This window comes from Hydrogenimonas thermophila, assembly GCF_900115615.1.
GTDB lineage: Bacteria > Campylobacterota > Campylobacteria > Campylobacterales > Hydrogenimonadaceae > Hydrogenimonas > Hydrogenimonas thermophila.
In genome coordinates this window covers 36,477-43,142 of the sequence record NZ_FOXB01000017.1, presented here as the reverse complement: position 1 = coordinate 43,142, position 6,666 = coordinate 36,477, and the positions used below count along the sequence as shown (strand labels likewise).

The 6,666-nt window shown below is 35.4% G+C and carries 8 protein-coding genes; all 8 read right to left on the bottom strand.

What is annotated here, in order from left to right; genetic code table 11:
• Positions 1-143: 143 nt before the first annotated feature.
• The 8 genes from BM227_RS06865 to flgA all read right to left on the bottom strand — a co-directional run bounded on the left by BM227_RS06865 (position 144) and on the right by flgA (position 6,655).
• On the bottom strand, positions 144-461 hold the full coding sequence (locus tag BM227_RS06865; protein ID WP_092912425.1) for a hypothetical protein: 318 nt from the start codon (positions 459-461) through the stop codon (positions 144-146).
• A 65-nt stretch (positions 462-526) separates the two neighbouring features.
• On the bottom strand, positions 527-1,204 hold the full coding sequence (cysE, locus tag BM227_RS06860) for a serine O-acetyltransferase (protein WP_092912423.1): 678 nt from the start codon (positions 1,202-1,204) through the stop codon (positions 527-529).
• A 26-nt stretch (positions 1,205-1,230) separates the two neighbouring features.
• Complete coding sequence (gene speA / locus BM227_RS06855) at positions 1,231-3,105, bottom strand: biosynthetic arginine decarboxylase (protein ID WP_092912421.1); 1,875 nt, start codon at positions 3,103-3,105, stop codon at positions 1,231-1,233.
• A complete protein-coding gene (hisS, locus tag BM227_RS06850; RefSeq protein ID WP_092912419.1) occupies positions 3,083-4,297 on the bottom strand; it encodes a histidine--tRNA ligase in 1,215 nt (404 codons plus the stop codon). The genes speA and hisS overlap by 23 nt, the downstream gene beginning before the upstream one ends.
• A gap of 7 nt (positions 4,298-4,304) precedes the next feature.
• Positions 4,305-4,883, bottom strand: a complete 579-nt coding sequence (gene tmk / locus BM227_RS06845) for a dTMP kinase (protein WP_092912417.1) — start codon at positions 4,881-4,883, stop codon at positions 4,305-4,307.
• Positions 4,883-5,368 carry a pantetheine-phosphate adenylyltransferase gene (gene coaD / locus BM227_RS06840; RefSeq protein ID WP_281244309.1) on the bottom strand — a complete coding sequence of 162 codons (486 nt, stop codon included), beginning with the start codon at positions 5,366-5,368 and terminating at the stop codon, positions 4,883-4,885. Before coaD ends, tmk begins: the two co-directional genes overlap by 1 nt.
• Positions 5,355-5,894 carry a UbiX family flavin prenyltransferase gene (locus BM227_RS06835; RefSeq protein ID WP_092912416.1) on the bottom strand — a complete coding sequence of 180 codons (540 nt, stop codon included), beginning with the start codon at positions 5,892-5,894 and terminating at the stop codon, positions 5,355-5,357. The genes coaD and BM227_RS06835 overlap by 14 nt, the downstream gene beginning before the upstream one ends.
• Positions 5,891-6,655 carry a flagellar basal body P-ring formation chaperone FlgA gene (gene flgA / locus BM227_RS06830; protein ID WP_143089710.1) on the bottom strand — a complete coding sequence of 255 codons (765 nt, stop codon included), beginning with the start codon at positions 6,653-6,655 and terminating at the stop codon, positions 5,891-5,893. Before flgA ends, BM227_RS06835 begins: the two co-directional genes overlap by 4 nt.
• Positions 6,656-6,666: the final 11 nt, after the last annotated feature.

Below are 6,666 nucleotides of genomic sequence, written 5' to 3'. Positions count from 1 at the left end.
ACAGGGGGTATAAAAAGACTTTTTAGCTCTTTGGTTAGACTGTGATTAAGTTAAAGATCTGAAGTCTAATTTCTTCATTCTTGATAGTAATAATTTAGAGTTAATTTTTCAATCCTTTTTGGATGAAAATCTCTAAATTATTTCTATAAATGTATTATACGAGGGTAGAAAATATGCTCATACTCACTTAAAATTTCATTGCATCTCTTTTTAAGAGAGATAATGACTTCAGTTCTGTTTTCATAGCATTTATCTTCTAGATGGCTCAATTCAAGAATTTCTGCAATGGAGTCTCTGTTAAAGCCGTGTTCAGTTACTACTTTCGTTTCAAGGTTGAATGTTTTAATAATATGAGAGACAAGATATCTTACACTTGCTAACTCTTCTACTTCAATTAATGAAGATAGGTTTCCAATTCTGTTGTTGGATTTTCTACGTCTAATATTTTTAACTGAAGCCATCTTTTCTCCTCTATCTAGTGTGATAGAGGAATTTTAGTTTATATGGATGACAACATTGTGTCGTACTACTTCATAGATTTGAGGAATGCTTGGTATATCTCATCAAGTTTTTGATCTTCTTCTAGTAACTCTTTATGCTCTGGGGCTAAAATATGCTCAATGACGGCTACACGTTTTAGAAGATACTCAAACAGCTCTTTGTTTATATCTGGAAGCTTGTTGTGGCTTAGAGGACTTTTGTCTCGTCCTTTTGTTACTACACGGGCAGGTATTCCAACTGCTGTTGATTCTGGTGGTACAGATTTTATGACAACAGAGTTTGCACCTATTTTACTGTTGTATCCAATAGTAATGTTTCCAAGTACTTTTGCTCCTGCACCTATAACTACACCGCTTTCAATTGTAGGGTGACGTTTTCCAGAGCTTAGTGAAACACCACCAAGAGTAACCCCTTGATATATAGTAACATCATCACCTATAATAGCAGTTTCACCAATTACAACACCGATGCCGTGATCTATGAAAACTCTTCTACCAATAGTTGCGGCAGGGTGAATGTCTATGTTGGTAAAGATTTGAGATATTCCCATCCACATTCTTGCAATTAGACGAAAACCTTTTTTATATAGCCAATTTGCTATACGATAGTTTGCAATAGCCCATACACCCGGATAGTTAAAGAAAATCTCTATGCGAGAGTGTATTGCAGGGTCATTTTTATAGACACTGTTTATATCTTCCATTATTAGCCGAAAGAGAGATGGCAACTTTAGCCTCCTTCTGAAAAATTAATGGTTCTAAGATAACCATTTTCACTTAAGTAGAGGTAAAGTTCTCCAAGTATCTCTTTTTTCTCATCTTCAGCAATAGTGTTTGACTCTTCTAACAACTTTCTAATTCGACGCTCTATCTCTTTAGTATCATAGTCTATGTCATCTAGTACATCAAGAATATTTTGTGCTTCTGTAATTTCACTTATAGTATAGTTGCCATCTTCATCAAAAGCTACAGTTGCTTCTGTTGGATGTGTAAAAAGGTTATGTCTCATTCCAAGAATCTCTTGATATGCTCCGACTTTAAAAAATCCAAGAAAATACTCTTCATTTTCAACATCTACATCGTGTAGGTAGAGTGGGTTGTCTAGGTTAAAGGCAATCTCTCCATCACTGTCACAGGTAATGTCCCAAAGGCTTGCTGACCTTGTAGGTGCTTGATCTAGTCTATCTAGTGGCATAACTGGAAAGTTTTGTCCAAGTCCCCAGTAGTCTGGAAGTGACTGAAAAAGTGAGAAGTTTACAAGGTATCTCTCTTGAACACGATCTAAGATTGCTTTGATCTCTTTTGATGGTTTGTTACGTAAAAGATCAAGTGCTTTTTTAATGATGAGATGTACCAAAGTTTCTGTATTGGCTCTATCTGTTAGGTCAATATAGCCTAAGTCAAATAGAGTTAAAAGAGACTCCATATGATCCAGTGCATCGTGAAGATACTCTCTGGCATTTTTGGTTGAGATCGATCTATACAGGTCATAAAGCTCTTGTACCAAAGGTGGATTTTTCTCTTTTAAACGTAAAATCTCTTCACTATACTCTTGGCTAAAAAGTTCTAGAACCGGTGCAACTAAAACAGCGTGGTTGGCGGCTACATATCGTCCAGATTCTGTAAAAATTGTAGGTTCTTGTACATCTTTTGCATTTGCAATCTCTTTAAGCAAAAAGACAACATCATTTGTAAACTCTTCAAGAGTATAGTTTCTGCTAGATTGTCCCTCTTGTTGACTATATTCAACTGCCAATCCACCACCAATATTGATGGCATGAAGGTTGTCAGCCCCCATTTTTCTTAGCTCTGCGTAGATGTTACCAGCCTCTCTAATAGCCTTTTTCAGCGGAGAGATATGGTTCATTTGTGAACCTATATGAAAGTGGATCATAGAGAGTCTATCTGTAAGTTTATGCTCTTTTAGCAGATCCATTGCTTCAAGCAGTTCAGTAGATGTTAGTCCAAACTTTGAACTGTAGCCACCACTTTTAGCCCATATGCCAATTCCTCCAGTATGAAGACGTATGCGAAGTCCTATCTTTGGAGTAGGGGAGCCTAAACGTTTTGCCTCTTTTATGATAAGTTCTAGTTCATTGATCCCCTCAATTGTCAGAGTAATGTTATGACCCATTTTAGCGGCTAAAAAGCCCATACTTATCATCTCTCTATCTTTAAAGCCGTTTACTGTAATTGGTTTGCCTAAATTTGTATAGCTCATAGCTAAGATTAACTCAGCTTTACTACCGGCTTCAAGACCATACTCTAAATCTTTTGTAGCTTCCATTAAAGGTATGACAAATCCGGGGAATTGATTTACCTTTAGTGGAAATACGGCTTTAAATTTGCCTTTGTAGTTAAACTCTTTTTTTGCTCTTTCAAAATGTTTAAAGAGAGTACGAACATTTTGTGCTGCAAGGTGCGGAAAACGGAATAGAAGAGGTCCTTTATATCCCTTTTCACGCATACCTTTAGTTAGATCAATTAAAGATGGTTTGTTTCCATAGTTTACTTTAACTACGCCATCTTCAACAATAAAGTTTCCTTCTCCCCAAACGTGGATTCCATAGCTCTTTTTTGGATCAGTTAAACTGGTTGATGGCAATACGTTTCTCCTCTTTTGTCTCAAGATCTTTTACCCATATTTCACCTGCTTTAAGCTCATCTTCTCCAATAATAGCACACTTCTTAACACCCAGTCTGTCAGCAGCTTTTAGGTGAGCTTTGAGTGACTTTTTATTGTACTCAGTATATACCTTTTGGTTTTGGCGCTGAATATGAGCGAGTTCAAGTATAGTATTTATAGCTTCAGGCTCCATAATACCCAGATAGAGTCCATCTCTTTTAGCTTCAGGCATTTTAACAAGCTCTATAATTCTCTCTATTCCCAATGCAAAACCGACTGCTGGTGTAGGTTTTCCATCTAAAAACTCAACCAGTCGGTTGTAACGTCCACCACCAGCAATAGCGCTTTGCGCTCCTATCTCATCGCTTACAAACTCAAATGCTGTGCGTGTATAGTAGTCAAGCCCACGAACAAGTTTTGAGTCTAGTTCAAAAGGCAAGTTATGCGATTTTAGCATTTCTATAAGTTTGTTAAAGTCGCTGTCACACTCCTCACACAGATTCTCTACAATAACAGGTGACTCTTTTAAGAGATTTTGGCAAGCTTCAACTTTACAATCAAGCACGCGAATAGGATTTGTCTCAATTCGTCTTTGGCAATCTTCGCATAAACCATCTTGTATATCTTGCAAATGTTTAATAAGGTTTTTACGATACCCTGGCATACACTCAGGACACCCAAGAGAGTTTATTTTTATTCTGTATCCAATGCCTAGTGCATCAAAAATATCTTTGATCATTAAAATGATTGTAAAGTCTTCATAAACACTTGTTTCACCAAAACTTTCGCATCCAAACTGGTGAAATTCACGCAGTCTACCTTTTTGAGGACGCTCATATCGAAACATTGGTCCATAGTAGAAAAATCTGTTGATACCGCCTTTTTTATCGAGTTTATTTTGAATAAAAGCTCTTACTACACCGGCAGTTCCTTCTGGACGCAAACAGACATCATGACCACCTTTGTCAATAAATTGATACATCTCTTTTCCGACAATATCACTACTTTCACCAACACTTCTTTTAAATAGGGCAGTCTCTTCTAAAAGAGGTGTTTCAATATATTGATACCCATACCGTTTTGCAATACGACTTGCAGTCTCTATGATAAATTCAAACCGCTCATTATCAGGTGATAAAATATCTTTCATTCCTCTTAATGCTTGAATCATGATTTCTTTATCCTTGCTTGATATAGTTTATAATTTTTTGGGTTATTTCATCTATTGGCAACTTCGCATCAATTTTAATATGATCAATGCCAAGAGAATCTACAATATCGATCATTGTTTGTTGTACCTGCATCATATAATCAATTCCTCTAACCTCTATTGCATCACTTGTTTTAGAGCCTAGTCGTGATTTTAGTGTTGTTTCATCTATGGTAAACAGAACTATGCGATCTGGAAAAATTGAGTCAGTCGCAAATCTATTTAACTCTAACAGTTTTTCAATCTCTATTTTTTCATGTACATGAGCATAAGCTATGCCTGAAATAAATGAACGGTCACTTAAAATCATTTTGTCAAGATTTGGGCGGATCAGACTTTCTGTATGTTCAGCTCTGTCTGCAAGAAATAGCAATATTTCGCTTCTTGGCTGAATACCTCCCTCATCAAGCACAATCTTTCTAATCTTCTTACCAAGAGGAGTGCCTCCTGGCTCTTTTGTAACTATAGCATCTGGAAAGTTTTTTGCAATACGTTCAATTTGCGTACTTTTTCCTACGGTATCAATTCCTTCAAAAACTATATACATTATTTTGACTCTTCTATGATGATTTTATTTACTTGTGGTGGTACTAAATGTGCACAAGATGAGTTATGCTTGAGTATGGAACGTACTATGGAAGAGCTTATAAAAGAGTGCTCAAGGCTTGTCATAAGGTAAATTGTCTCTATTTCTGAAGACAGTGATGTATTGGCATAGCCCATTTGCAGTTCATACTCAAAATCACTAAATGAACGTAAACCGCGAATAATGATCTTTGCATCCATTTGATGGCAAAACTCAACTAAAAGGTTTGAAAAACCTTTAACCTTGACATTATCAATAGATTCACAAGCAACTTTTGCCATTTCAATGCGCTGTTTGTGTGAAAACATTGGTCCTTTTTCATTTGACTTTGCAACGGCGACAATAATTTCATCAAACAGATTAGCTGCTCTTTTAATAATATCCATATGACCATTTGTAATAGGATCAAATGTTCCTGGATAGATTGCTCTTTTAATTTTCAAGATCTGCTTCCTCTATTTTCCAACGTTTATAAAGATTGTGTTCTATACCAAGTAGGTCAAACCATTTTCCTATAATGAAGTTTTCCATTTCATCTAGGCTATTTTGTTCACTGTAATACCCTAAAATTGGAGGCGCTATGGTGATGCCAATACGTGAAAGTTTAAGCATATTTTCTAATGCTATTGCACTAAGAGGCATCTCTCTTGGTGCTAGTAGCAATGGTCTTTGCTCTTTAATCATTACAGATGCAGTGCGTGTAACCAGGTTATCAGCAATACCGCAAGAGATTTTGGCAAGTGTATTCATACTGCAAGGTGCAATAATCATAGCATCACTCGGAAAAGAGCCTGATGCTATTGGAGCAGATATATCTTTATTGTCATACATATGCACAGGCTCATGTTTTAAAACTTCTTTTGCGTGTTCTGAGACTATTAGATAGGGAGTAATACTTTTAGGTAAAAGATCTAATATTTTCATTCCAAGATGTGCACCGCTTGCACCTGTTATAGCAACAACTAATCTCATTTGATTTCAACCAAATTTTTTCTCAAAACTACACCTTTTATGGTTCGTCCATCTTCTCTTTTTAAAACTATTTCATCGCCTATATATCCATTTTGCATAGCTTCAGCATTAAACTCAATATGCACGGCACCATCTTGAATAAAACAGTTTACTGTTTCATGTTTTTTTACAGCTGGGACTGGTACTACCATAGATGAAGTTATAATCTTGTCTTGTGCAATATTTTGCTTTGCCATGATCTCTTTTTCTTCCAAGTTGTATATTGGAAGAGAGTAGATGGTTTTAAAAATAATTCTCTCTTTTCTTATAGCTTTTGAATCTATTATTTTATCTTTTTTTATTTGATGATTCGCTTTATAAACATCAATAGTGGCATCTATATAAAATTTAAAAAAGTAGCTTTTTTTGTTGCATTTAACAACAAATGTTCCTCTATTTCTTTTCAGCATTGCTCTTGATAAGTTAATAGAACACTTTGAAGGATCAAAAATAAAGTTTTCAGTGTTATGGCTTGTTGGAAATATAGATATATTTTTTATTTGCATAGTATGGTACTTTTGTAAATATAACTTTTTCAACTCTTTTTTTAGAGATGAAAGATCAAGGTGTATTTTTTTTTCAAATATAATTGTGCTAGATGATGGACGTTTAACAGAAATTCCAATTTTATTTAAAGCATTAATCAGTTTAAAGCTTGGAATTTCCCATCTGTTTCTACTGTTAGATAGTTTTATAATGCAAGAATTGTTTGAATCATACACTCCTAAAGTAC

What these genes read in the sequence shown, in the direction of transcription:
- BM227_RS06835 (WP_092912416.1), bottom strand. Translation starts at nt 5,894, where the DNA reads ATGAGATTAGTTGTTGCTATAACAGGTGCAAGCGGTGCACATCTTGGA.
- cysE (WP_092912423.1), bottom strand. Translation starts at nt 1,204, where the DNA reads ATGGAAGATATAAACAGTGTCTATAAAAATGACCCTGCAATACACTCT.
- hisS (WP_092912419.1), bottom strand. Translation starts at nt 4,297, where the DNA reads ATGATTCAAGCATTAAGAGGAATGAAAGATATTTTATCACCTGATAAT.
- BM227_RS06865 (WP_092912425.1), bottom strand. Translation starts at nt 461, where the DNA reads ATGGCTTCAGTTAAAAATATTAGACGTAGAAAATCCAACAACAGAATT.
- tmk (WP_092912417.1), bottom strand. Translation starts at nt 4,883, where the DNA reads ATGTATATAGTTTTTGAAGGAATTGATACCGTAGGAAAAAGTACGCAA.